The sequence below is a fragment of the Streptomyces sp. NPDC051172 genome (genome assembly GCF_040682555.1).
Taxonomy (GTDB): Bacteria; Actinomycetota; Actinomycetes; order Streptomycetales; family Streptomycetaceae; genus Streptomyces.
In genome coordinates this window covers 52,498-79,400 of the sequence record NZ_JBFBBE010000002.1, presented here as the reverse complement: position 1 = coordinate 79,400, position 26,903 = coordinate 52,498, and the positions used below count along the sequence as shown (strand labels likewise).

Genomic DNA, 26,903 nt, shown 5'->3' with positions numbered 1-26,903 from the left:
CGGAACTTAGCCCCCGGGCCCTCCCGGTCGCCTCCTTGAGCGGAATAGACTCAACTTTGTGTACGCTGACTGAGTCAGTACTGGACTTGTGGCGGACGGCTGACATCAGGAGGAGAACGCGACAGTGGACGCCGAGCTGACCAACCGGAGCCGGGACGCCCTCAGGGCGGCCGAGCAGCGGGCCCTGACCGACGGGCACGCCGACCTCACCCCGGCGCATCTGCTGCTGGCCCTGCTGCAGGGTCGAGGCCATCAAGGAAACGAGAACATCACCGACCTGCTGGCTGCCGTGGACGCCGACCAGGCGGCCGTACGGGCCGGCGCGGAGAAGGTCCTCGCCGGGCTGCCCAGCGTGACCGGCTCCACCGTCGCGCCCCCGCAGGCGAACCGCGAGCTGCTCGCCGTGATCGCGGACGCCGCCGAGCGGGCCAGGGACCTCGGCGACGAGTACCTCTCCACCGAGCACCTGCTCATCGGCATCGCCGCGAAGGGCGGTGCCACCGGTGACGTACTGTCCGGGCAGGGGGCCGGTGCGAAGAAGCTGCAGGAGGCCTTCCAGCAGGCGAGGGGAGGACGTCGGGTGACCACAGCGGACCCGGAGGGCCAGTACAAGGCCCTGGAGAAGTTCGGCACGGACTTCACGGCCGCGGCGCGCGAGGGCCGGCTCGACCCGGTCATCGGCCGCGACCAGGAGATCCGCCGTGTCGTGCAGGTGCTGTCGCGCCGTACGAAGAACAACCCGGTCCTCATCGGCGAGCCCGGTGTCGGCAAGACCGCCGTCGTCGAGGGCCTCGCCCAGCGGATCGTCAAGGGCGACGTACCGGAGTCCCTCAAGGACAAGCGGCTGGTCGCGCTCGACCTCGGCGCGATGGTCGCGGGCGCGAAGTACCGCGGTGAGTTCGAGGAGCGGCTGAAGACCGTCCTCGCGGAGATCAAGGACTCCGACGGCCAGATCATCACCTTCATCGACGAGCTGCACACCGTCGTGGGCGCGGGCGCCGGCGGCGACTCCGCCATGGACGCCGGCAACATGCTGAAGCCGATGCTGGCGCGCGGCGAGCTGCGCATGGTCGGCGCGACGACCCTCGACGAGTACCGCGAACGCATCGAGAAGGACCCGGCGCTGGAGCGCCGCTTCCAGCAGGTCCTGGTCGCCGAGCCGACCGTCGAGGACACCATCGCGATCCTGCGCGGACTCAAGGGCCGTTACGAAGCCCACCACAAGGTCCAGATCGCCGACAGCGCACTGGTCGCATCCGCCACCCTCTCCGACCGCTACATCACCTCCCGCTTCCTGCCCGACAAGGCCATCGACCTCGTCGACGAGGCGGCCTCCCGCCTCCGTATGGAGATCGACTCCTCGCCCGTCGAGATCGACGAACTCCAGCGCGCCGTCGACCGGTTGAAGATGGAGGAGCTGGCGCTGGAGAAGGAGACCGACCCGGCCTCCCGCGAGCGCCTGGAGCGGCTGCGCCGCGACCTCGCCGACAAGGAGGAGGAGCTGCGCGGCCTGACGGCCCGCTGGGAGAAGGAGAAGCAGTCCCTCAACCGCGTCGGTGAACTGAAGGAGAAGCTCGACGAGCTGCGGGGACAGGCCGAACGGGCCCAGCGCGACGGCGACTTCGACACCGCCTCCAAGCTCCTGTACGGCGAGATCCCCACCCTGGAAAGGGACTTGGAGGCCGCCTCCGAAGCAGAGGAGGAGGCGTCCAAGGACACCATGGTCAAGGACGAGGTCGGCTCCGACGACATCGCGGACGTCGTCGCCGCCTGGACCGGCATCCCCGCCGGCCGTCTCCTGGAGGGCGAGACGCAGAAGCTCCTGCGCATGGAGGAGGAACTGGGCAAGCGCCTGATCGGCCAGCAGGAGGCCGTGCAGGCCGTCTCCGACGCCGTCCGCCGCACCCGCGCCGGCATCGCCGACCCGGACCGCCCGACCGGCTCCTTCCTCTTCCTGGGCCCGACGGGCGTCGGCAAGACCGAACTCGCCAAGGCCCTCGCGGACTTCCTCTTCGACGACGAGCGGGCGATGGTCCGCATCGACATGTCGGAGTACGGCGAGAAGCACAGCGTGGCCCGCCTCGTCGGCGCTCCGCCCGGCTACGTCGGCTACGAGGAGGGCGGTCAGCTGACCGAGGCGGTGCGCAGGCGCCCGTACTCGGTGGTCCTGCTGGACGAGGTCGAGAAGGCCCACCCGGAGGTCTTCGACGTCCTGCTCCAGGTGCTCGACGACGGGCGCCTGACGGACGGCCAGGGCCGCACGGTCGACTTCCGCAACACGATCCTGGTCCTCACCTCCAACCTGGGCAGCCAGTTCCTGGTGGACCCGCTGACCGGCGAGGAGGAGAAGAAGGAACAGGTCCTGGAGGTCGTCCGCACCTCCTTCAAGCCGGAGTTCCTCAACCGCCTCGACGACCTGGTCGTCTTCTCGGCCCTGTCGAAGGACGAACTGAGCCGCATCGCCCGCCTCCAGATCGACCGGCTCGCGAAGCGTCTCGCAGAGCGCCGCCTCACCCTTGAGGTCACCGACGAGGCCCTGGACTGGCTCGCCGTCGAGGGCATGGACCCGGCCTACGGCGCCCGCCCCCTGCGCCGCCTCGTCCAGACCGCCATCGGCGACCGCCTCGCCAAGGAGATCCTCTCCGGCGAGGTCAAGGACGGCGACACCGTCCGGGTGGACGCGTTCGGGGAGGGGCTGATCGTGGGGCCCGCAACGGGCAAGACCCTATGACCCTGAGCGTCTCACTGCTTCACGGTGAGTATCGAGTCGATAGATGACATTTGACGTAACCTCCCGGCTGGTCGGCTCGTTCCTCCAGCCGGGAGGGATGTCATATGAAGCGAGTTCTGGCGGTTCAGCGCATCAGTCGTGACACGGAGGCCTCGTCGGCGCTCACACGGCAGGACGAGGCACTCACCCTCGCGCTGCGACGGCGGGCTACACCGAGGTGGGGCGTGTAGTCGACGCCACTGTGTCGGGCGCTGTCCACCTCGACCAACGCCCAAGCCTGAGGAAATGGCTCGACGATCCTCTTGTGCATGAGTGGGATGTCCTCATGGTCACCGAGCAGGACCGCATCACACGCGATGACCTGCACTGGTGGCGCTTCGTCGACTGGATCCTCAAGAACGGGAAGCACGTCGAAGTCCTCGACGATCCGACGTTCGACATCCACTCCGAGGACGGACGGATACTGGCGGGCGCCAAAGCGGCTCAAGCTGCCAAGTACCGCAAGGCAGTTCAGGCCAAGCAACTCGACCGCACCCGGTTCTTCCGTGAGAACAGGCTCTGGAACGGTGGGATCTGGCCCTTCGGCTACCGTGCCGAGGTCATCTCCCACCGGGGGGAATGCCGCAAGCGCCTCGCGGTCGACCCCTGCACCTCACGGCTCGTGCGCGAGGCGTACGAGCGCATTGTCCAAAGCGGCGACACTGTCTACGCAGTAGTTCAGGACTGGAACGCGCGGGGTGTACCCAGCGCCCGGGACCATCAACGCAGGGAACAGAACAAGGATCTCCCAGAACACGAGCGCAGGCCGGAGAAGGGGACTCTCTGGGCGGTGACCCCGCTGCGCAACATGCTGAGGTCGCCCGCTCTGATGGGCGTGATGATGCATCGTTCCGAACCCGTCCTGGACGAGGAAGGAGAGCCGGTGGTCTGGGCGGACCCCATCCTCAGCCGTGAGGAGTTCGCAGCGCTCCAGGACGCGGTCATCACTGAGAGAAGCAGGGAAGAGTCCAGGCCGGAGAAGGTCTGGCGCACTCCCCTGCTCGGCGTGCTCTTCTGCATCTGCGGCAGACCCATGTACGTACGGCACCAGAAGAACCGCCTGGCCGACGGTACGACGCGGGTGCTCACCTACTACCAGTGCCGTTCTGTCTCCGAGATGAACCGCTGTGAGGCTCCCTCGACCTGGCGGGCCGAGAACCTCCACGAGGCCGTTGAGCGACGCTTCCTGGAGGAGGCCGGTGATCTGACCGAGACGAGGCGCACCTACGTGCCGGGACGGGACCATGCCGCGGCGATCGCCGAGCTTCGGACAGCCCTCGTGAACCTCACCGCCGCTGTCGGACGGGCAGCCAGCCCGTTGGCCGTCGAGGCCCTGGCCCGGCAGATGGACGAGCACGCCAGGACGATCGAGCGGCTGGAGGCCGAGCCGGCGATCCCCGCCCGGTGGATCGAGGAGCCGACCGGTGTCGCTTACCGCGAACAGTGGTCCGCAGCTGGGGACTGGGAGACCAGGGCCGCCCTCCTCCGTAAGGCTGGTGTTCGCTGCTTCTGCGAGGGAACCCACAAGTCGGGCACCGTGCGCATGTGGTCCCCCGCGGCTCAGCAACGCCAGGCCACCGACGGAATCGACTGCCGGGAGGAGAGAGCCCGGTGCTACTTCCTGGAGCTTCGACGGGACAAGGGGCTGGGGCCGGGATTCTGGTACTCACCTCGTTGATCGGCCACGTGGTGGCAGCCCCGGGTAGGGCGGCTTGCCGCTCACGGTCGAAGAGAGAGAGGGTGGGCATGTACGTCTGGTCTCAGCGATGGCCGGACGAGCCAGACGACCGCAGGAGTGTCCAAGTATGTCCATCGACCCGTCCTCGATTCCGAACTTCGGGGGCCAGCCCGAGCCGCAGCCCCAAGGACCGGCGGGCCCCGTCATCCCGGATCAGGACCTCGTGAAGCAGCTCCTCGACCAGATGGAGCTCAAGTACGTCGTCGACGACGAGGGTGACCTCGCGGCGCCGTGGGAGCAGTTCCGTACGTACTTCATGTTCCGCGGTGAGGGCGACCAGCAGGTCTTCTCGGTGCGGACGTTCTACGACCGGCCCCACCAGATCGACGAGAAGCAGCAGCTGCTGGAGTCCATCGACGACTGGAACCGGCGGACCCTGTGGCCCAAGGTCTACAGCCACACCCACGACGACGGCACCGTCCGTCTGATCGGTGAGGCGCAGATGCTGATCGGCACCGGCGTCAGCCTGGAGCACTTCGTGTCCTCCACGGTCAGCTGGGTGCGGGCCGCCATCGAGTTCGACAAGTGGCTCGTCGAGCAGCTCGGCCTCGAAGAGGAGATCAACGAGGCGGACGAGAAGCCCGGGGACGACGAGGAGTAGTCCTCCGCCCGCTTGCAGAGCACTACGGCTCCACAGCACTACAGCTCTACAGGGGCATCTGGGCGATCACGACCAGATACGCCCCGTACACGAACGAGAGCCCGGCCAGGGCGGCGACCACCACGGTCGCGTGCCACGGCCGGGCTCTCGCCGTACGGACGAGGGCCTGGGCGAGGGGCAGCAGGAGCGGGAAGGCGGGGAGCAGGAAGCGGGGCTTCGACTCGAAGAAGCCGGAGCCGCCGAGGGCGATCAGCAGCAGCACGCCGCTGTGGACGAGGAGCGGGAGCGGGGCGCGGTCGGCCAGCAGGAGGGCGTACAGCACGACGCCCGCCGCCACGATCACCATCGTCATCGGGAAGACGAACCGGTCCCCGTGCAGCAGCAGGTGCTTCACGAACCGGAGCGAGCCGTGCCCGAAGTCGAAGCGGGAGCCCCACTGTCGCTGCACTGCGAAGTAGCCGCCGAGGAGATTGCCCTCGTGCTGCCCGACCCACAGGATGTACGCCGTCCACCCGGTCGGGGCGAGCGCTGCGCCCGTCCACAGCCTGTGGGAAACCTTGCGGCGCTCACGAAGGCACCGCCACACCTCGCAGGCCGCCGCCGCGAGCACCGCCGCGGCGACCGCGAACCCGTTGGGCCGGGCCAGCCCCGCAAGCGCCGCCAGCGAGCCCGCCCACAGCCAGCGACCGGCGAGCACCGCGTACAGCGACCAGGCGGCGAACGCGGTCAGCAGGGGCTCGGTGTACGCCATGGACAGCACCACGGAGTGCGGCAGCAGCGCCCACAGCAGCACCAGCGCGAACGCGACGGCACGGCCGTGCAGCCGGGCACCGATGGCGTAGATCCCGCAGGCGGCGACGGCGGCCGCGGTCCAGGACACCACCAGCCCACACGCGCCCCCGCCCAGCGGGCTCACGGCGCGCAGGGCCCGCACCAGCGCCGGGTAGAGCGGGAAGAACGCCATGTCGCTGAACATGACACCCGTGCGGGGGTGCTGGATGCGGCCGTACCCGTGGGCGGCGATCCCCAGGTACCACACGGAGTCCCAGGACCGCCCGAGCAGCCCGAGGGCGTCCCGGCCGGTCGTCGCCCGGGCCACCAGGGCCAGCGTGGCGACACCGAGCAGCCGGACGGCGAGGAACAGACCGAGCGCGCTGGCCATGGCTGCCACCCGGGTCGCATGGACACGCCCCTGGGCGGCAGGCTCCGCGACGGCGGAACGAGTGAGGGTGCTGGCGTGGGTCACACCGGCACAGTGCAGGGTGAACCGGGCATGCGCGAGCGCTGGGCGTCCGGCCGGGTACGGTCTCGCGGCGCTCGGCGTGGCGGCGTGACAGGCCCCGGATCAGCCCGCCAGCGCCTTGAGCCGCTTCGCCGCCTCCTCCAGCACCTCCGTCTGCTTGCAGAACGCGAACCGCACGAACGGGGCGCCCGCCTCCCGGTGGTCGTAGAACACGGCGTTCGGGATGGCGACGACGCCTGCGCGCTCCGGGAGGGCGCGGCAGAAGGCGAAGCCGTCGCCCTCTTCGGACAGCACCGTTCCGAGGGGGCGGATGTCGGTGGTGATGAAGTAGGTGCCGGCGGGCTGGAAGACCTTGAAGCCCGCGTCGGCGAGGCCCGCCGCCAGCAGGTCCCGCTTGGCCAGCATGTCCTCGCGGAAGGCGGTGAAGTAGCTGTCGGGCAGCGCCAGCGCCTCGGCGACGGCGTACTGGAAGGGGCCGGAGGAGACGTACGTCAGGAACTGTTTCGCGGAGCGGACCGCCGAGACCAGCCCCGGGGCCGCCGTCACCCAGCCCACCTTCCAGCCGGTGAAGGAGAAGGTCTTGCCGGCCGAGCCGATCGTGACCGTCCGGTCGCGCATGCCCGGGAAGGTCGCGAGCGGCAGATGCTCGGCGGTGTCGAAGACCAGGTGCTCGTAGACCTCGTCAGTGACGACGAGTAGATCGCGCTCGACGGCCAGCTCGGCGATCGCGGTGAGCTCCTCACGGCTGAGAACCGTGCCGGTGGGGTTGTGCGGGGTGTTGATGAGCAGGAGGCGGGTGCGGTCGGTGACGGCCGCGCGCAGTTCGTCGAGGTCCAGGCGGAAGCTGTCCTCGTGGGGGCGCAAGGTGACCGGCACCCTGGTCCCGCCCGCCATGGCGATGCAGGCCGCGTACGAGTCGTAGTACGGCTCGAGAGCGATCACCTCGTCGCCGGGCTCCAGCAGGGCGAGGAGCGTGGCGGCGATGGCCTCGGTGGCGCCGGCGGTGACCAGGACCTCGGTGTCGGGGTCGTACGCCAGTCCGTAGCGGCGCTCCTGGTGCGCGGCGATCGCCGTGCGCAGCTCGGGGACGCCGGGGCCCGGCGGGTACTGGTTCCCTCGCCCGTCGCGCAGGGCCCGTACGGCGGCCTCACGGACCTCCTCGGGGCCGTCCGTGTCGGGGAAGCCCTGGCCCAGGTTGATGGAGCCGGTCTGCACCGCCAGGGCGGACATCTCGGCGAAGATCGTCGTCCCGAACTCGGCGAGGCGGCGGTTCAGCAGGGGGCGGGTGCTGGAGGTCATGCCGGTCATCCTGCGCCCAAGCTGCGGAGTTCCTCAACTCACCGCTTCCACGACTGGTACCGGGCGATCGCCTTCCGCAGTTCGATCCGCTCGGCCTTCGGCAGCTCGGCCCCCTGCGTGGACGCCATGACATGCTCGGCGACGACCCGCAGCTTGGTGTTGGTGCGCTGCGACACGTCACGCAGGACACGCCAGGCCTCCTCCGGCGCTATCCGGCCGAGGACGACGACGGCACCGATGGCCTGGTCGACGACGGCGTGCGAGCTGACCGCCTGCTCCAGCTGCGAGCACTCCGCTTCGAGACGCTCGTACTCCGTGGCCAGATCGGTGGCGGACAGGAACTTCAGCGGCTGCGATCGGGAGACCGCAAAGAAGGCCATGGCTGGCTCTCCACTTGGTGAGGGCGGGGACTGGGCTCTGCTCTGCTGCTGCCCCCGGAAGAACCTCGTACACGCGCCCTCTGGAGTTCCTCAACTCTGCTTCGTGGTTGAGCGCCTGCAGCGACGCAGCGGGCAACGCCTCTGAGCTGCGGGAGGGCCGGTGCCGACTGTCGTCATCTGTCGTCGTCGGCCGGTCTCGGACGGGCCAGGGACGGCCCCGGATGGTGCCGGACCATGGCCTTCGACGTCCGCAGTGTCCCGTGTCAGGAGAGCGGGAGAGTACGGGTGGCTCGGTCTCGCACCGCTGCCGTCTGTCAGTACCCCGAGGTAGTGTCCGCCTGCGCGCGGCCGGCTTCCGAGGTGTCCAGCTCTGTGGTGCAGCTGCATCCCTGGTTCTGTCCGGGGGCGGCCCGGGGCAGCCCGGGACCTAACCGACGGCCAGGCTCCGCCGATGGCCAAGAGTGCCCTGCCAGCGCTGGCCGCGCGCACGCTTTCCAACTGTGGTGGTGGGACCTTGGGCCTTGTTCGAGGTCGTTCACCTGGGTTCATGGGCGGCTGGCCACCAGGCTTGGATCGGCTCCCGGTCCCGGCTGAACGGCGGTGAACCGGGCTGAATGAGGCGGAAACTGAGACGGCCACGCTCCCCACCGCAGCGCCGGAGGCGGCCCACGGCCACGTGTCACCGCACGCGTGGAGCCAAGCCGCCTCGGGTTGCGCCGCACGCATGCCGCAGGAGGGCCATGCACGCTTCGGGCCACCGGCGGAGCGAAACGCCCGAGGGGAGAGCGTGTCCGTGCACGCCAAATCCCACCATCACTTTTAACGTTGCGCTCATGAGTGCTAACTTTCTGTCACTTATGGTACGACGGCTGTCCGCGTTGGTGGCCGCCGTGGCCATCTCAGTGACGGCTGCGGCAGGCGCCGCCTCGGCCGATGGCACGTTCCTCGGGCGACTGCACACCGTGCGCCAGATCGCCTCCACGGTCCCCACGAACGGCGATGTGAACCCCTATGGCACCGCGGTGGTCAAGCACGACGCCGGGAGACTCCGCAGGGGAAACGTACTGGTCAGCAACTTCAACAACAGCCAGAACCAGCAGGGCACGGGCACCACCCTGGTCCAGATCAGCCCGCGGGGCACCGCCAGGCTGTTCGCCCAGATCGACCCGGCCAACGTGCCCGGCCCCTGCCCCGGCGGGGTGGGTCTCACCACCGCCTTGAGCATCCTGCCCGGCGGGTGGGTCGTGGTCGGCAGTCTGCCGACCGCCGACGGCACCTCCGCCACTGCCCAGGCAGGCTGTCTGCTGGTCCTGGACAGTCACGGCCGGGTCCGCGAGACCTTTGCCGGACACGGCATCAACGGCCCGTGGGACATGACCGCCGTCAGCCACGGTGACCAGTCGGACCTGTTCGTCACCAACGTCCTCAACGGCACTGTGGCTGGCGGCGGCAACGAGGTGGACAGGGGCACCGTCCTGCGTATCACCCTCAAGGGCCGTGGCGACCAGCCGCCGAAGCGAGTGCGGACCACCACGATCGGCTCGGGCTTCGCCGAAAGGACCGACCCCGCCGCACTGGTGGTCGGCCCGACAGGCGTCGGCCTCGCCCAGGACGGTGCGCTCTTCGTCGCCGACACGGTCAAGAACCGGATCACCGTCATCCCGAACGCGCTGACCCGGAAGTCGAGCGCCGGCACCGGCCCGGTCGTGAGCGGCGGCGGCCTGCTCAACGGCCCCCTCGGACTGGCCATCGCGCCCAATGGCCACGTCCTGACCGTCAACGGTGGTGACGGCAACATCGTCGAGACCACACCATCGGGCCGGCAAGTGGCTTTCCGGCAACTCGACAACAGCGGTTCCCCGCCAGGTGCGGGCGCGCTGTTCGGCCTGGCGGTGGACCTGGACCGTGACGCGGTCTACTTCGTCGACAATGCCACCAACTTCCTCAACGTCCTGGAGTGATCCACGAGGAACGCCAGGGGCCCCGGACATCTCCGGGGCCCTCACGGTCACCTGTGCGCACTCGGCACGATTCGAACCCGCAACCTTCTGATCCGTAGCTCTATGTGGATTGGTCGGTGAGGGTCATACCGGTCGCGGTACGGCCTGAGTAGGTCGCTGTCGGACGGGACTGGTTGCTGTACCTCACTGCTGCACCGCCAACAGGTCAGGACAGTGGATGCTCCTGTGGTAGTGGCTCCCGGACGAACTGGGTGCGCCGCTCGTCGGAGGCACCCATGGCATGGAAGTTTCGACGGGCCTGAGCCAGACTCAGCCGGCCATTCGGTCCGCCACGTACTCTGTCGGCGTCGTGATCGTCCTGGCTGACCTGCGGGTTCTTGGGCTGCTCGCCGATCCCTTATTGCCCCCATGTGTCCGAGTGCGGGCGAATGTGACCAGATCGCAGTAGGTCGCGATTTGGCCTTGTTCAACGGTCACGTGGTCGTGCCCAGGCCGATTGTCCACTGGGGCCCAGCGTCGACCGCTGCTGTTCGAGGTTGTTGGTGTCGGTTACTGGTGCCGGCCGCCGCACGCAGCCTTGACAAGCGCGGCCATTCGCTCGGCCCTGCTGGGGACCGCACTCACGCCTTCGGCGCCTCCTGCGACAATGCCGCGACGGTGAAGCTGGTCATGAGGTGGGGTAGGGGCGGCGTGCTTCTGGGTGGGGTGCTCGCACTGATCGCGGGCGGCGCTTTCATCGTGGTGGCCGGTGGCTATCGGGGCGTGGACGTCTGGGTGTGGGACTGGGCGGACGTGACCTTTTCGCCCCGCTGCAGGACGCGATGGGGGTCGCCTTGGAAGAGTCTTGAGCGCATGAGACTGCAGTTCGGACTCGTGGGAGTCGCGTTGGTGATCCTCGGACTGGCGAGTGTGACGCGCTGAGACCGCAATAGCAGGCGATCCTTTGCGCTTCGTCCGCGCATCAAGCTGCCACCGCCTGCTCGCCCTGCCCGAAAGTCGCGAGCGCGCCCGGCGTGCCATCGACACCGTGTTTCAGTCCAGCCCTCCCGAAGATCACGGCCCACAGGCGGCCCAGTGAGCCGCAGACGGCCCCTGACCTGCCCTTCTATGCAGGTCAGGGGCCGTCTGCGTGTCAGAACCCTCTGAAGTTCCTCAACTCTGCTTTGACCGCCGAGGGCGCCGGGCATCCCCTGGTCACGCAAGACGCGAGGCACCCACGGGGGGCTGCTTCGGGGGACTTCGAAAGGACGGTGGCGCCATGGTCATCGGCTTCATCGTGGTGGCGGTCGTGATCGTGTTCGTGGCGATCGTCGCGAAGGCAGTGGGCAAGGGTGGGGCGAAGTCGTTCCGCGGGGACAGCAGCAGTGGGAGCGGCAGCTGGTGGGCCGGCGGGGGAGACGGCGGCTCGTCGGGCGGGCACCACTCCGGAGGTCATCACTCCGGGGGGCACCACTCCTGCGGGGGCGGTCACTCCTGTGGGGGTGGTCACTCCTGCGGGGGAGGGTCGTCCTGCGGTGGCGGCGGTGGATGCGGTGGAGGCAGCTGACACGGGGCAGCCGGGCTCCGCGGTGGGAACCGCATACTCTCCCGGCACACCCGTCGAGCACCCGCCGGAGCGCGCGCCCCGGCGGGTGCGCCTGCACTCCGGCGTACGCCATGGCCGCCGTGGCGTACGCCGTGGTTGAACAGTTGAGCAGTGGAGCCCTCTGAGGGATGGAAACCCCACGAACTTGGGTAAAAACGCTGTGACGGCGCCACCGTTCATGATTCCCTCTAAAACACCGGTGCGGTCCTTGGATGTCCTGCTGAGACCTTCCTGACCTCCCTGACCTCCCGACTGGGCCGACCGGGCGTCCGGGCCGATCCCCCGGCGTCGCCCGGCGTGCCGGACCCCCACGCCTTCCTCCTTGCCTTTCTTTGTGTGCCAGCGGAGAGCCGACCCATGCTCACGACCCTGAACACCTCATACACCGACACACGCGCGGCCGACCTCGCCTGGGCCCTCGGGCGTGAGCCGCTTCCCGCCCTGGCCACGCTCGACCTCGAACTGGCCGGGGTCAAGCTGCAGTTGAGACTCCTCGGCGCATCCCACCAGGTCCTCGTGGAGGAACAGCGGGGCACTTGTTCGGAGACGGTGGCGTGCATGCCGGGCAGCAGCACACCGCTGCCGCTGGGCGTCGCCAAGCGGATGGGTGACTGGGAGTACGAGTTCGCGGCCCGGGTGGAGGTCCTGTCACCGGGGTCGTTCGCAGGGCGCGCGCAGGAGTTGCTCGCGCTGGTCTCCGACCATCCGCACGGCCTTGCGGGCGTCTTCCCCGGCAGCCCGCACGCCTTCACCGCACTGCTGGCCCAGTGGCACGAGGGCCAGGTTCACTGGCGGACCTGGCACGCGTACCCGCAGGACGGGCAGTTGGTGGCGACGAGGACCCGGGTGGGAGCCCGCGTTCCCGCGCCGCAGGCCGGTCCGCCGGCCGCCTGACCCGAACACACGGCCTCAAACACATGGGAACGAACTGTCTGGCAGTTCCACACGTGTGGGTGACGAAGCGTGAAGTTGCAGTGACGTAACGTCGCAGTCGTGATCGAACCGCACGCGCCGGCACCGCCCGGTTCCCCGCCCCCCTGGGCGGGCCCGGCGCGGCTGCCCGTCCAGCCGAGCACCGGACGGTTCCTCGTGCTCGCATGCGTCTTCGTCTGCGCGGCCTGCGGACTCGTGTACGAGCTCGAACTCGTCGCCCTGGCCTCGTACTTGATCGGCGACTCGGTCACCCAGGCCTCGGTCGTCCTGTCGGTCATGGTGTTCGCCATGGGCATCGGCTCGCTGGCCGCGAAGCGTCTGCGCTGGCGTGCCGCGGCCGCCTTCGGTGCGATCGAGGCGACGCTCGCGCTCGTCGGCGGCTGCAGCGCGATGGCCCTGTACGCGGTGTTCGCATGGACCGGCGACTGGGGCGGCCTGTGGGCGAGCGGCCCGCGCTGGCTGCTGGTCGCCTTCTCCCTCACCATCGGTCTGCTGATCGGCGCCGAGGTTCCGCTCCTCATGGAGCTGATCCAGCGCATCCGGCGGCAGGACGCGGGCGGCGCGGTGGCCGACCTGTTCGCCGCGGACTACGTCGGCGCACTCGTCGGCGGTCTCGCCTTCCCGTTCCTGCTTCTGCCCCTGCTCGGCCAGTTGACCGGTGCGATGATCACCGGCGCGGTCAACGCGGTCGCGGGCGGCACCCTCGTCCTCGGCCTGTTCCGCCGCGATCTCACCCGCCGTACCCGCTGGCTGCTGCTGATCGCCAACCTCGCCGTGCTCGGCCTCCTCGCGGCCGCGGCCGTCCTGGTCGACGACTTCGAACAGGCGGCCCGGCACGCGGTGTACGGCCACGACGTACGCGTGGCCGTACAGACCGGCACCCAGGAGATCGTCCTCACCGGCGGCACCAAGGGCCGCCCCCTCGCCCTCTTCCTCGACGGCCGCCTGAGGGTCGGCAGCGACGAGCTCCGGTACCACGAAGCCCTGGTGCACCCCGCGATGAACGGCCGGCACGCGCGCGTGCTGATCCTCGGCGGCGGCGACGGCCTGGCCGCCCGCGAAGTACTGCGCCACACGGGTGTGCAGCGCGTGGACGTCGTCGAACTCGACGCGGGAGTCGTCCGGTTGGCCCGCCGCGACCCGGCCCTTTCGAAGCTCAACCGCCACGCCTACGGCGACCCACGCGTGCGCGTGACGACCGCCGACGCCTTCCGCTGGCTGCGCACGGCGCCCACCTCGACGTACGACGTGGTGATCTCCGACCTCCCCGACCCGGGCATCACGGCCAGCACCAAGCTGTACTCCCAGGAGTTCTACGGCCTCGCCCGGCGCGCCCTCGCGCCCGGTGGCCGCCTGGTGGTGCACGCCGGGCCGTTCGCCACCCGCCAGCGGGTGTTCTGGACGGTCGTCGCGACCCTGCGCGCGGCCGGCCTGCACACCGCTCCCTACCGGGTGGGCGGCCGCGACTCCGGCTTCGCCGCGGGCCCCGACCGCACGGCCGACGCCTCCCGCGCCCCGCGCGACTGGGGGTTCGTGCTGGCCTGCGCGGACGCCCGCCCCCGCCTCCGCCTGGACCCGCACGAGCCGCACCCGCGCACCCTCACCCAGCGGGCCCTGACCGCGGACGGCAGGGCCGCGGCGGCCACCCGCATCCCGGGCCTGCCGGCGTCGACGCTGGTCCACCCCCGGTACTGAAGGCGGCCACGGCGGCGACTCCCTGTTCGCCCCGGCCGTCACCCGCCGCCTGGTGGAGGCGTTCACACGCGTGGCCGACCCTCCGGCGCGCCGCCCGGCATCGACGCAGTGACGAGCCGGGCGCAGGTGGTGGTCGTGGCATATGAGACAGGGCTGGTGACGCCTGGGGGTACGGCTTAGCGCCGGACGCCTGTTGGCAGCAGGCCCGACACCGACGCGCGGTCACTTTCGACCAACAGGGGTGCATGACCCGACCATCTAGGTAGGCTCGGCCGACATGGAGCATGAGGTGTTCGTTCCGGTTCCGGCCGCACGGCTGAAAGAAACCCTCGCCGACCCCGCGCAGGTGGCCCGGGCGGTTCCCGGGCTCCAGCAGGACGCGGGCGCCGAGCCCGTCACCGGACGGCTGAAAATGCGCGTCGGCAGCCACTCCGTCACCTATCGCGGCACCGTCCGCATCACCCCGCAGGACGACGGTTCGTACGCCGCCGAGGGCGACGCCACCGAGACCCGCGGCACCGGCTCGGTCAAGCTCGCCCTCACCCTCCGCGTGGAGGAGGCCGACGGCGGCTCCCGGCTGACCTTCGAGGGCACGGCCTCCGCGGACGGCCGCCTCACCGAACTGTCGGCCGAACAGGTCGTGTCGGCCGCGACCCGCCTGCTGAACCGTTTCGCGGAGAGCCTGGCGGCGGGCGCGGAGGACGAGGGCACCCGGGAGCAGCCCGAGGCGCCCCGAGAACTCGAGGAAACCGAGCCCCTCGTCACCCAGGAGTTCGAGCCCAAGGCGACCAGCGACTTCGACACGACCCCGGACGCCGACGACGCGCCCGCCCCCGCCGCCGAGCACACCTCGGTCCACGACACCGAGGTCCCCCCGTCGTCCCTCGACCCGCTCGCCGAGGACACGGGGGACACGGAGGACGCCACCGAGGGCGCGCCCCCCGCCGAAGCGGCCCACGCCCGCCGCACGATGATCGGCCGCAGCGCCGAGGAGGTCGACCACGCCCCGCCACGCGGCCGCTACGCCCCCGTACCCGCCCCGCAGACGGTCTCGGCCGGCTCCCCCCTGCGTTGGGCGGCCCCGGCGGCGGCCGTCGTGGTCGCGTCGGCGATCGTCGTCGGACGGCTGCTGCGCAAGCGCCACTGACGGCGGTCTTGATCGCCCCAGTAGGGTCGTCCCGTGAGTAACGAAGACATCACGCTGACCGCGGGCGACGCGGAGGTGACCGTGCAGCCGGGCAACGGCGGCCGGGTCGGAGGACTGCGCGTCGGCGGCATGGAACTGCTCCGCCAGGGCGAACGGTTCGGCTGCTTCCCGATGGTCCCCTGGTGCGGACGGATCCGCGACGGCCGCTTCCGGGACGGCGCCACCGTCCAACAGATGCCGCTCAACTCCCCGCCGCACGCCATCCACGGCACCGTCCGCGACGGCGCCTGGCACACCGCGCGCGTGAACGCCGACGAGGCCGTCCTCACGTACGACCTGGTCGAGCCCTGGCCCTACGCGGGCCGCGTCACCCAGCAGTACGCGCTCACGCCCGACGCCCTGACCCTGACGATGTCCGTCGAGACCATCGACTCCTCCTTCCCGGCCCAGATCGGCTGGCACCCCTGGTTCAACCGGAACCTCGGAGGCAAGGACGTACAGCTCGACTTCACTCCCGCGTGGCAGGAGGAGCGCGGCGAGGACCACCTGCCCACCGGCAACCGCGTCGACCCGCGCCCCGGCCCCTGGGACGACTGCTTCGGGATGCCCGGCGGTGTCGACGTCACCCTCACCTGGCCGGGCCTGCTGGAGCTGAAGGTCACCAGCCGCGAGGAGTGGGTCGTCGTCTACGACGAGCAGCAGGAGGCCGTCTGCGTGGAACCCCAGACCGGCCCGCCCAACGGTCTGAACACCCTCCCGCGCCTGGTCACGCCGCTGGAGCCGCTCGAGGCCTCGACCACCTGGACCTGGCACCGCCTTTAAGCTGGGCGGCATGACGGACGTACGTGGCGAGCTGCTGCAGCAGATCAAGGACAAGGCCGTGGTGCACGGCAAGGTGACCCTCTCCTCGGGTCTGGAGGCCGACTACTACGTCGACCTGCGCCGCATCACCCTTGACGGTGAGGCCGCCCCGCTGGTCGGTCAGGTGCTCCTGGACCTGACCGCCGACCTCGACTTCGACGCGGTGGGCGGTCTGACCATGGGCGCCGACCCGGTCGCGGCGGCCATCCTGCACGCGGCCGCCGCCCGCGGGAGGCGCGTCGACGCCTTCGTCGTGCGGAAGGCGGCCAAGGCGCACGGGCTGCAGCGGCGCGTCGAGGGCCCGGACATCAAGGGCCGCCGGGTGCTGGTCGTCGAGGACACCTCCACCACCGGCGGCTCCCCGCTGACCGCCGTCGAGGCGGTGCGTGAGGCGGGCGCCGAGGTCGTCGCCGTCGCGACCATCGTGGACCGGGCCACCGGCGCCGCCGAGAAGATCCAGGAGGGCGCGGGAGTGCCGTACCTCTTCGCCTACTCCAAGGAAGACCTGGGCCTCGACTGATGTCACCGGCCGGGCTACTCCCGGGTACCCCGGCCGCGTTGTCCACAAGCCGGACACGGCGGGCAAAGCATCAGGCCAAGTCTGGAAAGATGGGCCCGACGATGACGTCACCACCCAAGGTCTAGGTCAGGGCCGTAGTACGCAGCACGCCAACCCGCACATACCAAGGAGCGGACAGATGCCCATCGCAACTCCCGAGGTCTACAACGAGATGCTGGACCGGGCGAAGGCAGGCAAGTTCGCCTACCCGGCGATCAACGTGACCTCGACCCAGACCCTGCACGCGGCCCTGCGCGGTTTCGCGGAGGCGGAGAGCGACGGCATCATCCAGATCTCGACGGGTGGCGCCGAGTTCCTGGGCGGTCAGTACAGCAAGGAGATGGTGACCGGCGCGGTCGCGCTCGCCGAGTTCGCGCACATCGTGGCCGAGAAGTACCCGGTCACGGTCGCCCTGCACACGGACCACTGCCCCAAGGACAAGCTCGACGGGTACGTACGTCCGCTGCTCGCGGTCTCCGAGGAGCGCGTGAAGGCCGGCGGCAACCCGCTCTTCCAGTCGCACATGTGGGACGGCTCCGCGGAGACCCTCGCCGACAACCTGTCCATCGCCCAGGAGCTCCTGGAGCGCGCCCGCGCCGCGAAGATCATCCTCGAGGTCGAGATCACCCCGACCGGCGGCGAGGAGGACGGCGTCTCGCACGAGATCAACGACTCCCTGTACACGACGGTCGACGACGCCATCCGTACGGCCGAGGCGCTCGGTCTGGGCGAGAAGGGCCGCTACCTGCTGGCCGCGTCCTTCGGCAATGTGCACGGCGTGTACAAGCCGGGCAACGTCGTGCTCCGCCCCGACCTGCTGAAGGAGCTGAACGACGGCGTGGCCGCCAAGTTCGGCAAGGCATCCCCGTTCGACTTCGTCTTCCACGGCGGCTCCGGCTCCACGGAGGAGGAGATCCGCACCGCGCTGGAGAACGGCGTGGTCAAGATGAACATCGACACGGACACGCAGTACGCCTTCACGCGTCCCGTCGCCGACCACATGTTCCGCAACTACGACGGCGTCCTGAAGGTCGACGGTGAGGTCGGCTCCAAGAAGACCTACGACCCGCGCACCTGGGGCAAGCTGGCCGAGGCGAGCATGGCCGCCCGTGTCGTGGAGGCCACGCAGAACCTGCGTTCGGCCGGCACGAAGATCAAGTAAGGCCCTCGTACCCGAAGGTCTTTGGCGAGCCCGGTGCTACGGCACCGGGCTCGCTGTATACCTGGGGGCATGCCCGACGTCCGGATCGCCACCCCGCAGGGCAAGTGGATCCTGCTGACCACCGTGCTCGGCTCCAGCATGGCCATGCTGGACTCGACCGTCGTCAACGTCGCCCTGCCGCGCATCGGCCGCGATCTGGACGCGAATCTCTCCGCCCTCCAGTGGACGGTCAACGCGTACATGCTGACGCTGGCCGGGCTGATCCTGCTCGGCGGCTCCCTCGGCGACCGCTACGGCCGCCGCAAGGTCTTCGTGATCGGCGTGGTGTGGTTCGCGTCGGCGTCCCTGCTGTGCGGCCTCGCGCCGAACGCGGGCGTGCTCGTCGCGGCCCGCGCGCTGCAGGGGGTCGGCGGGGCGCTCCTGACGCCCGGTTCCCTCGCGTTGATCCAGGCGTCCTTCCACCCCGACGACCGGGGGCGGGCGGTGGGCCTGTGGTCCGGCTTCGGCGGGATCGGCGCGGCGGTCGGCCCGTTCCTGGGCGGCTGGCTGGTGGACGGCCCGGGCTGGCGCTGGGTCTTCCTGCTCAACGTCCCGCTGGCGCTGCTGTGCGCGCCCATCGCCGTACGTCATGTCCCCGAGTCGGCAGACGGCCGCACGCACGGCCGGTTCGACGTGCTCGGCGCGGTCCTCGGCGCGCTGGCGCTCGCACTGGTGACATACGCCCTGATCGAGGCCCGGCAGGGCTCGCTCGTGGTCGCCGTCACCGCGGTCGCCGGGCTGGCCGCTGGCGTGGCCTTCGTCCAGGTCGAGAAGCGCCGCCCGGACCCGATGATGCCGCTGGACATCTTCAAGTCCCGCGAGTTCACGGCGGTCAACCTGGTCACGCTCTGCGTCTACGCGGCCTTCGGCGGCTTCTTCTTCCTCACCGCCCTGCAGCTCCAGGTCGCCGTGGGCTGGTCACCGCTCGCCGCCGGTACGGCCCTGCTGCCGACGACCGTGCTGATGCTGCTGTTCTCCGCACGCTCGGGCGCCCTCGCCGACCGCATCGGGCCGCGCATCCCGCTCACCGTCGGCCCGCTCCTGTGCGCGGCCGGGATGCTGCTGATGCTGAGGGTCGGGCCCGGCGCCTCGTACGCGCTCGACGTCCTTCCCGCGGTACTGGTCCTCGGCGCGGGCATGGTCACCCTGGTGGCACCGCTGACCGCCACCGTCCTCGCCTCCGTGGACACCGCGCGGGCGGGCCTGGCCAGCGGCGTCAACAACGCGGCGGCCCGCGCGGCCGGCCTGATCGCGGTGGCCGCACTGCCGCTGCTCGCGGGGATGGGCCCGGACGCGTACCTCTCTCCGAGCGCCTTCGACGACGCCTTCCACCGGGCGATGCTGATCTGCGCGGGCGTCCTGGTGCTCGGCGCGATCGTCGCCTTCGCGACCGTACGGCCGCTGCCGCCCGGCTGCCGCCGCCCGGAGTGCCGCACGCACGGCTCGGTCACGGCGCCGCCGCTGGAGGGGGAGCGAGCAAGGAAACGGATCGCATGACAGCCCGTCGTGGGGGTCCCCCCGCTCGAGCGGAGCCGAGAGTGGGGGAGTTTGAGGACGAGGCCCCTCAAGGGCCGAAGCGGGGGTCTGGGGGCGGCAGCCCCCGGCAAGGGCGACACTGGTTCACATGTCGATTCACGAAAACCTTCTCGGGGGCCCGCCCCCGACCCACCTCCCCGACGACCCCGCGCCCCGCGAGCTCCTGGCGGGCGGCACCGCGCCCGCGGACGTCGCCGCCAAGTACCCCACGTCCTCGCTGGCCTGGGCCCAGCTGGCCGACGAGGCGTTCGAGCGGGGCAGCGTCGTGGAGTCGTACGCCTACGCCCGTACGGGCTACCACCGCGGTCTGGACGCCCTGCGCCGCAGCGGCTGGAAGGGCCACGGCCCGGTGCCCTGGGAGCACGGCGCTACATGTAATCGTGTCGTTTCTGCATTCCGTGCCGCCGCCGCTGTCTGAGTGACGGCGGCACAGACGTTTCAACTGCGGTGACTACCGCTTCAGTTCGGCGTACGCCTCGGCGCTGCTGTCCTTGAGGAACTGCCAGCAACGCTCCGTCTCGTCCTTCTCGTCGATCTCGCCGGCGGCGCGGGCCAGGGCCGCGAGACAGCGCAGGAACCCGCGATTGGCCCGGTGGTCCCAAGGGATGGGGCCGTGTCCCTTCCATCCGGCGCGGCGCAGTGAGTCCAGGCCGCGGTGGTAGCCGGTGCGCGCGTAGGCGTACGACTCGATCACTCGCCCCGCCTCGAAGGCGTCGTCGGCGAGCATGGCCCAGGCGAGCGAGAACGTGGGGTACTCCGCCGCCACCTCGGCCGGTGACCGGGACTCCTCGCCCAGCAGGCGGTACGCCTCTTCGTTCTCCGGGAGGTACGTCGGATCCGGACCGCCGAGCAGGTTCTTGTGCGTCGTCATGCCGCCAGTCTGCCACTTGTGGCCAGGCGTTCGGGACGTCCGCACGAGGAATCGGCCGTGGTCCGAGGGTAAAGGAGAACGGCGGTTGATGTACCTGATCGCGATGTGCGACGATCCGGCGCATGGCAGCACGACGGGGGTCCTCCGGGGCCATACAGGTGGGCATCTACACCCGGATCAGCAAGGACGACGAGGCCGAAGGGCTGGGTGTCGCGCGGCAGGAGGAGGACTGCCGACTGCACTGTGCCTCCAGGGGCTGGGAGGTGGCCAGGGTCTACGAGGACAACGACCTCTCGGCGTACAAGCGCAAGACCGTGCGCCCGGAGTTCCGCCAGATGCTGGAGGACCTCAAGGCGGGGCGGATCGACGGAGTCGTCGCCTGGGACATCGACCGCTTCACACGCCAGCCACGCGAACTGGAGGCGTGGATCGACGAGTACGAGGATGCCGAGCGCCGCAAGCGCCACCTCGTCTTCGACTCCGTGTCGGCGTCTGACATCGACCTGTCCACGGAGAACGGCCGGTTCATCGCGCGGATCAAGGTGACCATCGCCAACAAGTCCTCGGCGGACACGTCGAAGCGGACGAAGCGCAAGCACCTGGAACTGGCGGCGAAGGGCAAGCTCCCGGGTGGCCGGGCGCCGTACGGCTGGAACCGCGAGGATCGCAGGACGCTGGTACCGCACGAGGCGGAGAACCTCCGCAAGGCCGTGAGGGACTTCCTGGGCGGCGTCCGATGGGCGTCCATCGCGCGAGAGTGGCGTGACAAGGGGGTCACGTCGCACAGCGGTGGCGTCTTCGACGACTCCAAGATCAAGCGGATGCTCGTGAACCCGCGGATCTGCGGTTACCGGATGCACCAGGGGGAGTTGTTCCTGGACGAGCACGGTGCCCCTGTCGTCGGCGACTGGGAGCCGATCGTCACCCCCGACGAGTGGTACCTGCTCATGGAGAAGGTACGGAAGGAGTCGGAGGGGCGCAGCGCACGGGACTACGCCACCAAGTATCTGCTCTCAGGTATCGCTCGGTGCGGTCGATGCGGCGCCAAGATGCGGGCCTTCCCGTCCTATCGGAAGTCGAAGACGTCATCCCAGTTCCGGTACGCGTGCCCCGGCAAGAACGACGGGGGATGCGGGGGAGTGGCCAGGGCCGGTGAACCGGTCGACCGCCTCATCAGGAACGCCGTGTTCCTCAGCTCGGACAAGGCGCTGGCGCACGTGCGCCAGCGTGCGCCGGAGTGGACGAAGGAGGAGCAACTTGCCTCCCTGGAACGGGACATGGCCGAGTTCAAGCAGGCTTGGCAGGAGAAGCGCATGTCGGCCGCTCGCTACATCGCGCTCACCGAGGACCTGGAGAAGCAGATCGCGGAACTGCACCGGGAACGTTCGCTGCACCGCGCCGAGGTAGCGACCTTCGAAGTCGGGCCCATCGACATACGGGAGCGGTGGGAGAAGCTGACGATCGAGCAGCAGCGCGCGGCTGTCCTCAAGGTCTTCCGTGCCGTCGTCGTCAAACCCGCTTCGAACGGGCCGATCTTCGAGCCGGCGGACATCGAGCCGGTGCTCAGGTGACGTGGAGAAGCCGGGCCCCGTTGCGGTTGGGGCCCGGCTTCGTTCGTTCACGCCCGGTCTATGCCGAAGATCCGGAGCAGGTCATCGACCCACTCCTCGTCTCGTTCGGGGAGCTGAGCCTCCAGTCGGCGCAGCCACTCGTCCTCAGTCAAAGAGCCTGGCCTCCCGCGCCGCACTGCCGTGGCCGCCGGATGGGCGGAAACGCGGCGGGGGGACACGGTGAGGCAGGCATGGGAGGCCGAAGGCCGGCCGTGCTCTTCTCAGGTGTGGTGCGGGCGGGGCAGCATGGCGAATGCGTTCTCCGCTATCGAGGTCAGGCGGTCGGGGCTGTGGCCGTTGGCGCCTACGACCTCGCTCCCGCGGATGACGGTCAGCAGTAGGTACGCGAGGTCGTCGGGATCCGCGTCGGGGTCGAGGTCGCCGTTGCGCTGCGCCGCTTGCAGGCATTCGGCCACCGCCGTCCGGACCACGGAGAAGCAGTCGTTGGCCAGGCGTTTCACCTCGGGGTCGGAGGCGCCGATCTCCAGGGCCATCTTGGCGGCGAAGCAGGCTGCCGCCGTCCGGTCGGGGGCGGGGGGTACGTCGGCGGCGAGTGGCACCCCGTGGACGGCGCGGAGCAAGTACTGGTGCAGTCGTTCCAGGGCGCCCTCGTCCGGTCCGTCGAGCATCTTCCGCGGACCCTGCGCCAGCCGGCCGAAGTAGCCGGTCATGGCCTCCAGCAGTACGCCGTGCTTGCCGTCGAACGCGCCGTAGAGGCTGCCGCGGCCCAGGCCGGTGGCGGCGCTGATGTCGTCGACGCTCGTGCCGTTGTAGCCCGAGGCGCGGAACTGCCGCTCGGCGGCATGCAGGACGTGGTCGCGGTCGAAGTTTCGTGGTCTCACCATGCGCCGAAGGTACGGCCGACCTACCGTATTTGACAACTCAGTACAGAACTCTCTAAGTTTCGGACTGTTCAGTAAACAACCGTGCTGAGCTCACCGGACCGGCTTGGTCCGGGCGCGCAGGACCGTGACGCCGCGAAGGCGGCTTGGAGGTTGAACTCATGAGGTTCGGGGCATGGCACGCAGCTCGGCGCAAGAACGAGCCAGCCGGTGAAGGCTGCTTCAGAACCAATACTTCGGAGGACCTCATGACCCGCGGTCAGTGCGGACAACACCGCACCGGAAGGCGCGATATCCCGTGATTGCTGCTGACGAGACGTTCGACGGCACGTGGCCGTATCCCGCCCGCTTCAACGAGGCTGCCGGCTTCCGCCAGCACTACATCGACGAGGGCCCCGAACGGCCCGATCAGACGATCGTCATGCTGCACGGTGAGCCCACATGGGGCTACGAGTGGCGCCACCTGATCGGGCCGCTGTCGCGTCACCATCGCGTGGTCGTTCCCGACCACATGGGCTTCGGCAAGAGCGAGACACCGCAGGACCGCACGTACGACGCGAGCGAACACATCCTGAATCTCGAATCGTTGCTCGTCGACACGCTCGACCTCACGGACATCACCCTGGTGCTCCGTGACTGGGGTGGCCCCATCGGTACCGGGTTCGCGCTGCGTCACCCCGACCGGATCTCCCGGATCTTCGCCACGAACACCGTGCTGCCCCTCGCAGACGACATCGCCCCTCTCATGAAGGCCAACGGCGTCGAGAGCCGGTGGTTCCAGTGGGCCCACTCGGCGCTCTCGGACGGTTCGTTCGAGCAGATCCTGGGCAATGCGGGTCACACCATCGCCCACCTGATGATCGACCTGCAGCATGTCGCCCGGCCCGAGATCGCCACGCCGATCTGGATCCGCGCCTACTCCAGCCCCTTCCCGACCCCGGCGGAGTGCCGCGGTGTCATCGCCTTCCCCCGGCAGGTCCTGGAGGGCCCCCAGGGACCCCCGCCCGGGCCGCCGCCCATGGAAGCCGTCGCCGCGCTGCGCGCCGTGCCGGCGATGCTGGCGGTCGGGATGCGGGACACCGCACTGCTGCCCCAGTACGTCATCCCGTCGTTCAGGCTCAGCTACCCCGACGCACCTGTGGTCGAGATTCCGGGCGCCGGCCACTTCCCGACCGAGGACGCTCCCGAGACGCTGCTGGCACTCCTTGACCTGTTCCTGCAGACGTCCGCGCGCACCTGAAGGCCGAACGGCCGGCTCCGCGGGTGTGTGGGTGGCCGGCAACGCCACCGATCTGGTCGCCCATGTCGGGGCCTCCGCAGCGGCCGACGCCGACATCAACAGGATGCCGGCCACCGCGGACACCGACGCGGCCCTCCAGGGGATCGCTGAGGTAAGCCCACAAGGGGCCACAAGATGATCTTGAAGCGCTGAGGTCTCAGCCCGTCACCGCTCGCCTCACCTTCGCCGACGAGGAAGCCGACCTGTTTCCCCGTCTGAAAACCGATCAATTTCCACCCGCTTTCAGCCATGCCCAGCAAGCAAGCAGCAGGAGCGCCCCGCCGAGGCAATGCCCCGCTCCTCGACGTCCTCGCCCGCCTCGACGACTCCACATCCTCGGCTTCCTGAACGGCCGCCCCCCACCCCCCACCAGATGGAGAACACGACAATGTCGGAGCGCAATCCCATGGACAGGAACACGACATCGCGACAGCGGGCCCTGGTGGTCGGCCTCGGGATCAGCGGGACCGCCTCCGCGCTGCGACTGCATCGCGCGGGCTGGGACGTGGTGGTGCTGGAGAAGGCCCCCGAGCGGCGCCGCGGCGGATACTTCATCGCCGTGTTCGGGACCGGGCTCGCCGCCGCCGAACGGCTGGGCTTCGCCGATGCGGTGCCGGATCGCCTCGCTCCGGATGGCGTGAACTACGACGTCGCCCGCACGGGCCGACGCCGCCTCGGTGTGAGCTACGCCGATGTGTTCCCCGGGTCTCGACTGGTGGTGCGGGGCGACGTCGAAGAAGCGGCCTTCACCGCCCTGCCTGACGAGGTCGAGATCCGGTACTCGAACGTGCCGATCGCGCTGGACCAGTACCCCGACGGGGTGGACGTCGAGATCCGCGACCTGACGACGGAGACGACGACCGTCGAACGGTTCGACCTGGTGGTCGGGGCAGACGGACTGCGCTCGACGGTGCGCCGGCTTGCGTTCGAGCCCGAGCAGAGCCCGGTCCGTCGGCTGAACTACATGATCGCCGTGTACAGCCTGCCCGAGCCGATACCCGGCTACCGCGCACAGGACGGGCTGACCATGGCCGAGGCGGGCCGATCGGTGTGGGTGTTCCCCTTCGCCGACCGTCTGCCGACGGTGCTGTTCTCCTACCGCACCGACGACGTGGACGCCGAGTTCACCCGGCCGGCCATCGACTCGCTGCGCGCCGCCTACGGCCCCGAGCCCACCGGGTCCACGCTCGGTTGGCTGCTCGACCAGTTCGAGAAGGCCCCGGACCACCTGTTCGACTCCGCCGAGCAGGTGCACCTCGACCACTGGCACCGCGGCCGAGTCGTGCTCGTCGGCGACGCCGCGTGGTGCCTGACCGTTTACTCCGCCATGGGGGCATCCACCGGCCTGGCCGGGGCGGACCTGCTCGGCACCATGCTGGAACGCCACCCCCACGACGTGCCACGAGCGCTGCAGGACTGGGAGGACCACCTGCGCCCGTTCATCGCCCACCACCTCGGCAACGCTGTGAGCATGCGCGCTTTCCTCACCCCGGGCAACCGCGCCGAGTTGCTGCTTCGGTCCGTGATGATCCGCGTCGCCCGGCTGCCGATCGCCGGCCGGCTGCTCGCCAAGGTGATGGCCAACAGGGCGCGGATGAAAAGTCTGGATATCGCCGCCGCTGCAGCGTGAGTGGAGTTCCTCGAATACGAGCGGGAGGACGAGGTCGTCCGGGCCCGCAACTCGCCGCTTACTTGCTACTTGGTCCGGGCTTGCCGGACCGCGACGCCGCGAAGGCGGCTTGGAGGTTGAACTCATGACACAGATGACCCAGCGACCGCCCTCTGGCGAGGACTCCCCGGCCAGGGGGTCCCAGGCGAGTGACCGCGTCCGGCATCGGACGGTTCAGGCAGGCGGACTGGAGGTGCCGATCCTTGAGGCCGGCAGCGGGCCGCTCGTTGTGTGCCTCCACGGGTTTCCCGACCATGCCGCCAGTTGGGCAGGGGTCCTCGACCGCCTTGCACAGGAGGGGTATTGGGCGGTCGCGCCCGCACAGCGCGGATACTGGCCCGGCGGCGCGGCCCCCGACGGCTCCTACCGCGTCGCCTCGACCGGCCAGGACGTCCTGACCCTGATCGAAGCGCTCGGGCGTGAGCAAGCGGATCTCATCGGCCACGACTTCGGAGCCGCGGCGGCGTACGGGGCAGCGAGCCTCGACGCGAGGCGTGTCCGCAAGCTTGTCACCATGGCGGCTCCCCATGGCCGTCAACTGATGAACGCATTGGTCACCGACGGTGACCAGCAGCGACGCAGCTGGTACATGTTCTTCTTCCAGACAGCCGTGGCGGAGGCGGCCGTCGCGCACGACGACTTCGCCTTCATCGACCGGCTCTGGCGGGAATGGTCACCCGGCTACGAGCTGCCGGACGCGGAGCGTGCCGCGCTCAAGGAAACCCTGGGTGCTCCAGGAGTCCTGACCGAGGTCCTGGGCTACTACCGCCAGTTGTTCACGCCCCCCGCGGACGAGGCGACCCAATCCCTGCAAGCCCGGGCCTTCGGCGCCATCACCGTCCCGTCGCTCTACCTCCACGGCGCCGACGACAACTGCTTTGCCGTGGAGGTGAGCGACGGCATGGACGACCTGTTCACGAACGGCTTCGAACGCATCGTCATACCCGGCGCGGGGCACTTCCCGCACGTCGAACAGCCCAAGGCGGTCGCCGATCACATCCTGGGCTTCCTGAACAGCTGACCCTCCTTCGACCGCCCAGGTCGGGGCCTCCGCAGCGGGCGGCGCACTGGCCGGCGCCGACATCAACAAGATGCTGGTCCTCGCGGACACCGACGCGGCCCT

At 69.8% G+C, this 26,903-nt stretch carries 21 protein-coding genes and 3 pseudogenes; 18 read left to right on the top strand and 6 right to left on the bottom strand.

Annotated elements, in window-relative coordinates; genetic code table 11:
* Positions 1-124 precede the first annotated feature (124 nt).
* The 4 genes and pseudogenes from clpB (at position 125) to AB0N07_RS01570 (ending at position 5,109) form a co-directional block, all read left to right on the top strand.
* A complete protein-coding gene (gene clpB / locus AB0N07_RS01585) occupies positions 125-2,731 on the top strand; it encodes an ATP-dependent chaperone ClpB (RefSeq protein ID WP_365830935.1) in 2,607 nt (868 codons plus the stop codon).
* 214 nt (positions 2,732-2,945) lie between these two features.
* A pseudogene (locus tag AB0N07_RS01580) lies at positions 2,946-3,239 on the top strand (recombinase family protein); the annotation flags it as partial.
* Positions 3,240-3,392: 153 nt separating this feature from the next.
* Positions 3,393-4,448, top strand: coding sequence for a recombinase zinc beta ribbon domain-containing protein (locus AB0N07_RS01575; RefSeq protein WP_365831162.1), 1,056 nt, complete (start codon positions 3,393-3,395; stop codon positions 4,446-4,448).
* A gap of 127 nt (positions 4,449-4,575) precedes the next feature.
* On the top strand, positions 4,576-5,109 hold the full coding sequence (locus tag AB0N07_RS01570) for a YbjN domain-containing protein (RefSeq protein WP_365830933.1): 534 nt from the start codon (positions 4,576-4,578) through the stop codon (positions 5,107-5,109).
* Positions 5,110-5,155: 46 nt separating this feature from the next.
* Here the strand turns inward: AB0N07_RS01570 and AB0N07_RS01565 are convergent, their stop codons facing one another.
* The 3 genes from AB0N07_RS01565 to AB0N07_RS01555 all read right to left on the bottom strand — a co-directional run bounded on the left by AB0N07_RS01565 (position 5,156) and on the right by AB0N07_RS01555 (position 8,031).
* Positions 5,156-6,271 carry a mannosyltransferase family protein gene (locus AB0N07_RS01565; protein ID WP_365831160.1) on the bottom strand — a complete coding sequence of 372 codons (1,116 nt, stop codon included), beginning with the start codon at positions 6,269-6,271 and terminating at the stop codon, positions 5,156-5,158.
* Between the two features lie 183 nt (positions 6,272-6,454).
* A complete protein-coding gene (locus tag AB0N07_RS01560) occupies positions 6,455-7,660 on the bottom strand; it encodes a pyridoxal phosphate-dependent aminotransferase (RefSeq protein ID WP_365830931.1) in 1,206 nt (401 codons plus the stop codon).
* A 29-nt stretch (positions 7,661-7,689) separates the two neighbouring features.
* On the bottom strand, positions 7,690-8,031 hold the full coding sequence (locus tag AB0N07_RS01555; RefSeq protein WP_365830929.1) for an ANTAR domain-containing protein: 342 nt from the start codon (positions 8,029-8,031) through the stop codon (positions 7,690-7,692).
* A gap of 833 nt (positions 8,032-8,864) precedes the next feature.
* Here AB0N07_RS01555 and AB0N07_RS01550 point away from each other — a divergent pair.
* Positions 8,865-9,992 (top strand): hypothetical protein, encoded by a 1,128-nt coding sequence (locus tag AB0N07_RS01550; RefSeq protein WP_365830927.1) that lies wholly within the window; start codon positions 8,865-8,867, stop codon positions 9,990-9,992.
* A 205-nt stretch (positions 9,993-10,197) separates the two neighbouring features.
* On the opposite strand, the gene AB0N07_RS01545 is transcribed toward AB0N07_RS01550, so the two are convergent.
* A complete protein-coding gene (locus AB0N07_RS01545) occupies positions 10,198-10,386 on the bottom strand; it encodes a CPCC family cysteine-rich protein (RefSeq protein ID WP_365831158.1) in 189 nt (62 codons plus the stop codon).
* Between the two features lie 1,548 nt (positions 10,387-11,934).
* Here AB0N07_RS01545 and AB0N07_RS01540 point away from each other — a divergent pair.
* From AB0N07_RS01540 to AB0N07_RS01500, 9 genes and pseudogenes are all read left to right on the top strand, one after another.
* Positions 11,935-12,471 carry a DUF2617 family protein gene (locus AB0N07_RS01540; protein WP_365830925.1) on the top strand — a complete coding sequence of 179 codons (537 nt, stop codon included), beginning with the start codon at positions 11,935-11,937 and terminating at the stop codon, positions 12,469-12,471.
* 99 nt (positions 12,472-12,570) lie between these two features.
* A complete protein-coding gene (locus AB0N07_RS01535) occupies positions 12,571-14,205 on the top strand; it encodes a polyamine aminopropyltransferase (protein ID WP_365830923.1) in 1,635 nt (544 codons plus the stop codon).
* 7 nt (positions 14,206-14,212) lie between these two features.
* Positions 14,213-14,385 (top strand): annotated as a pseudogene (locus AB0N07_RS01530) (DNA-binding response regulator); the annotation flags it as partial.
* A 97-nt stretch (positions 14,386-14,482) separates the two neighbouring features.
* Positions 14,483-15,352, top strand: a complete 870-nt coding sequence (locus AB0N07_RS01525; protein ID WP_365830921.1) for an SRPBCC domain-containing protein — start codon at positions 14,483-14,485, stop codon at positions 15,350-15,352.
* Positions 15,353-15,385: 33 nt separating this feature from the next.
* The gene (locus AB0N07_RS01520) at positions 15,386-16,174 is read left to right on the top strand and encodes an aldose 1-epimerase (RefSeq protein ID WP_365830919.1); all 789 of its coding nucleotides are present in this window, start codon (positions 15,386-15,388) and stop codon (positions 16,172-16,174) included.
* A 10-nt stretch (positions 16,175-16,184) separates the two neighbouring features.
* On the top strand, positions 16,185-16,733 hold the full coding sequence (gene pyrE / locus AB0N07_RS01515; RefSeq protein WP_365830917.1) for an orotate phosphoribosyltransferase: 549 nt from the start codon (positions 16,185-16,187) through the stop codon (positions 16,731-16,733).
* Positions 16,734-16,911: 178 nt separating this feature from the next.
* Positions 16,912-17,934, top strand: coding sequence for a class II fructose-bisphosphate aldolase (gene fbaA / locus AB0N07_RS01510; RefSeq protein WP_099930337.1), 1,023 nt, complete (start codon positions 16,912-16,914; stop codon positions 17,932-17,934).
* A 69-nt stretch (positions 17,935-18,003) separates the two neighbouring features.
* The gene (locus AB0N07_RS01505) at positions 18,004-19,470 is read left to right on the top strand and encodes an MFS transporter (RefSeq protein WP_365830915.1); all 1,467 of its coding nucleotides are present in this window, start codon (positions 18,004-18,006) and stop codon (positions 19,468-19,470) included.
* 127 nt (positions 19,471-19,597) lie between these two features.
* Positions 19,598-19,873 (top strand): annotated as a pseudogene (locus tag AB0N07_RS01500) (DUF3151 domain-containing protein); the annotation flags it as partial.
* A gap of 87 nt (positions 19,874-19,960) precedes the next feature.
* Here AB0N07_RS01500 and AB0N07_RS01495 read toward each other — a convergent pair.
* The gene (locus tag AB0N07_RS01495; protein WP_365830913.1) at positions 19,961-20,380 is read right to left on the bottom strand and encodes a DUF3151 domain-containing protein; all 420 of its coding nucleotides are present in this window, start codon (positions 20,378-20,380) and stop codon (positions 19,961-19,963) included.
* Between the two features lie 122 nt (positions 20,381-20,502).
* Between AB0N07_RS01495 and AB0N07_RS01490 the strand changes: the two genes are divergently transcribed.
* Positions 20,503-21,951 carry a recombinase family protein gene (locus AB0N07_RS01490; RefSeq protein ID WP_365830911.1) on the top strand — a complete coding sequence of 483 codons (1,449 nt, stop codon included), beginning with the start codon at positions 20,503-20,505 and terminating at the stop codon, positions 21,949-21,951.
* Positions 21,952-22,211: 260 nt separating this feature from the next.
* Here the strand turns inward: AB0N07_RS01490 and AB0N07_RS01485 are convergent, their stop codons facing one another.
* Positions 22,212-22,835 (bottom strand): TetR/AcrR family transcriptional regulator, encoded by a 624-nt coding sequence (locus tag AB0N07_RS01485; protein ID WP_365830909.1) that lies wholly within the window; start codon positions 22,833-22,835, stop codon positions 22,212-22,214.
* A 295-nt stretch (positions 22,836-23,130) separates the two neighbouring features.
* Between AB0N07_RS01485 and AB0N07_RS01480 the strand changes: the two genes are divergently transcribed.
* From AB0N07_RS01480 to AB0N07_RS01470, 3 genes are all read left to right on the top strand, one after another.
* Entirely contained in the window at positions 23,131-24,072 is a 942-nt protein-coding gene (locus AB0N07_RS01480; RefSeq protein WP_365830907.1) for an alpha/beta fold hydrolase, read from the top strand.
* A gap of 412 nt (positions 24,073-24,484) precedes the next feature.
* Complete coding sequence (locus AB0N07_RS01475) at positions 24,485-25,741, top strand: FAD-dependent monooxygenase (RefSeq protein ID WP_365830905.1); 1,257 nt, start codon at positions 24,485-24,487, stop codon at positions 25,739-25,741.
* 124 nt (positions 25,742-25,865) lie between these two features.
* Entirely contained in the window at positions 25,866-26,801 is a 936-nt protein-coding gene (locus AB0N07_RS01470) for an alpha/beta hydrolase (protein ID WP_365830903.1), read from the top strand.
* The last annotated feature ends 102 nt before the right edge of the window (positions 26,802-26,903 follow it).

Excerpts from the sequence above, each read along its gene's own strand:
- pyrE (WP_365830917.1), top strand. The coding sequence starts at position 16,185 with ATGACGGACGTACGTGGCGAGCTGCTGCAGCAGATCAAGGACAAGGCC.
- AB0N07_RS01555 (WP_365830929.1), bottom strand. The coding sequence starts at position 8,031 with ATGGCCTTCTTTGCGGTCTCCCGATCGCAGCCGCTGAAGTTCCTGTCC.
- AB0N07_RS01505 (WP_365830915.1), top strand. The coding sequence starts at position 18,004 with ATGCCCGACGTCCGGATCGCCACCCCGCAGGGCAAGTGGATCCTGCTG.
- AB0N07_RS01550 (WP_365830927.1), top strand. The coding sequence starts at position 8,865 with ATGAGTGCTAACTTTCTGTCACTTATGGTACGACGGCTGTCCGCGTTG.
- AB0N07_RS01565 (WP_365831160.1), bottom strand. The coding sequence starts at position 6,271 with ATGGCCAGCGCGCTCGGTCTGTTCCTCGCCGTCCGGCTGCTCGGTGTC.
- AB0N07_RS01495 (WP_365830913.1), bottom strand. The coding sequence starts at position 20,380 with ATGACGACGCACAAGAACCTGCTCGGCGGTCCGGATCCGACGTACCTC.
- AB0N07_RS01540 (WP_365830925.1), top strand. The coding sequence starts at position 11,935 with ATGCTCACGACCCTGAACACCTCATACACCGACACACGCGCGGCCGAC.
- AB0N07_RS01490 (WP_365830911.1), top strand. The coding sequence starts at position 20,503 with ATGGCAGCACGACGGGGGTCCTCCGGGGCCATACAGGTGGGCATCTAC.
- AB0N07_RS01570 (WP_365830933.1), top strand. The coding sequence starts at position 4,576 with ATGTCCATCGACCCGTCCTCGATTCCGAACTTCGGGGGCCAGCCCGAG.
- fbaA (WP_099930337.1), top strand. The coding sequence starts at position 16,912 with ATGCCCATCGCAACTCCCGAGGTCTACAACGAGATGCTGGACCGGGCG.
- AB0N07_RS01525 (WP_365830921.1), top strand. The coding sequence starts at position 14,483 with ATGGAGCATGAGGTGTTCGTTCCGGTTCCGGCCGCACGGCTGAAAGAA.
- AB0N07_RS01475 (WP_365830905.1), top strand. The coding sequence starts at position 24,485 with ATGGAGAACACGACAATGTCGGAGCGCAATCCCATGGACAGGAACACG.
- AB0N07_RS01485 (WP_365830909.1), bottom strand. The coding sequence starts at position 22,835 with ATGGTGAGACCACGAAACTTCGACCGCGACCACGTCCTGCATGCCGCC.
- AB0N07_RS01470 (WP_365830903.1), top strand. The coding sequence starts at position 25,866 with ATGACACAGATGACCCAGCGACCGCCCTCTGGCGAGGACTCCCCGGCC.
- AB0N07_RS01560 (WP_365830931.1), bottom strand. The coding sequence starts at position 7,660 with ATGACCGGCATGACCTCCAGCACCCGCCCCCTGCTGAACCGCCGCCTC.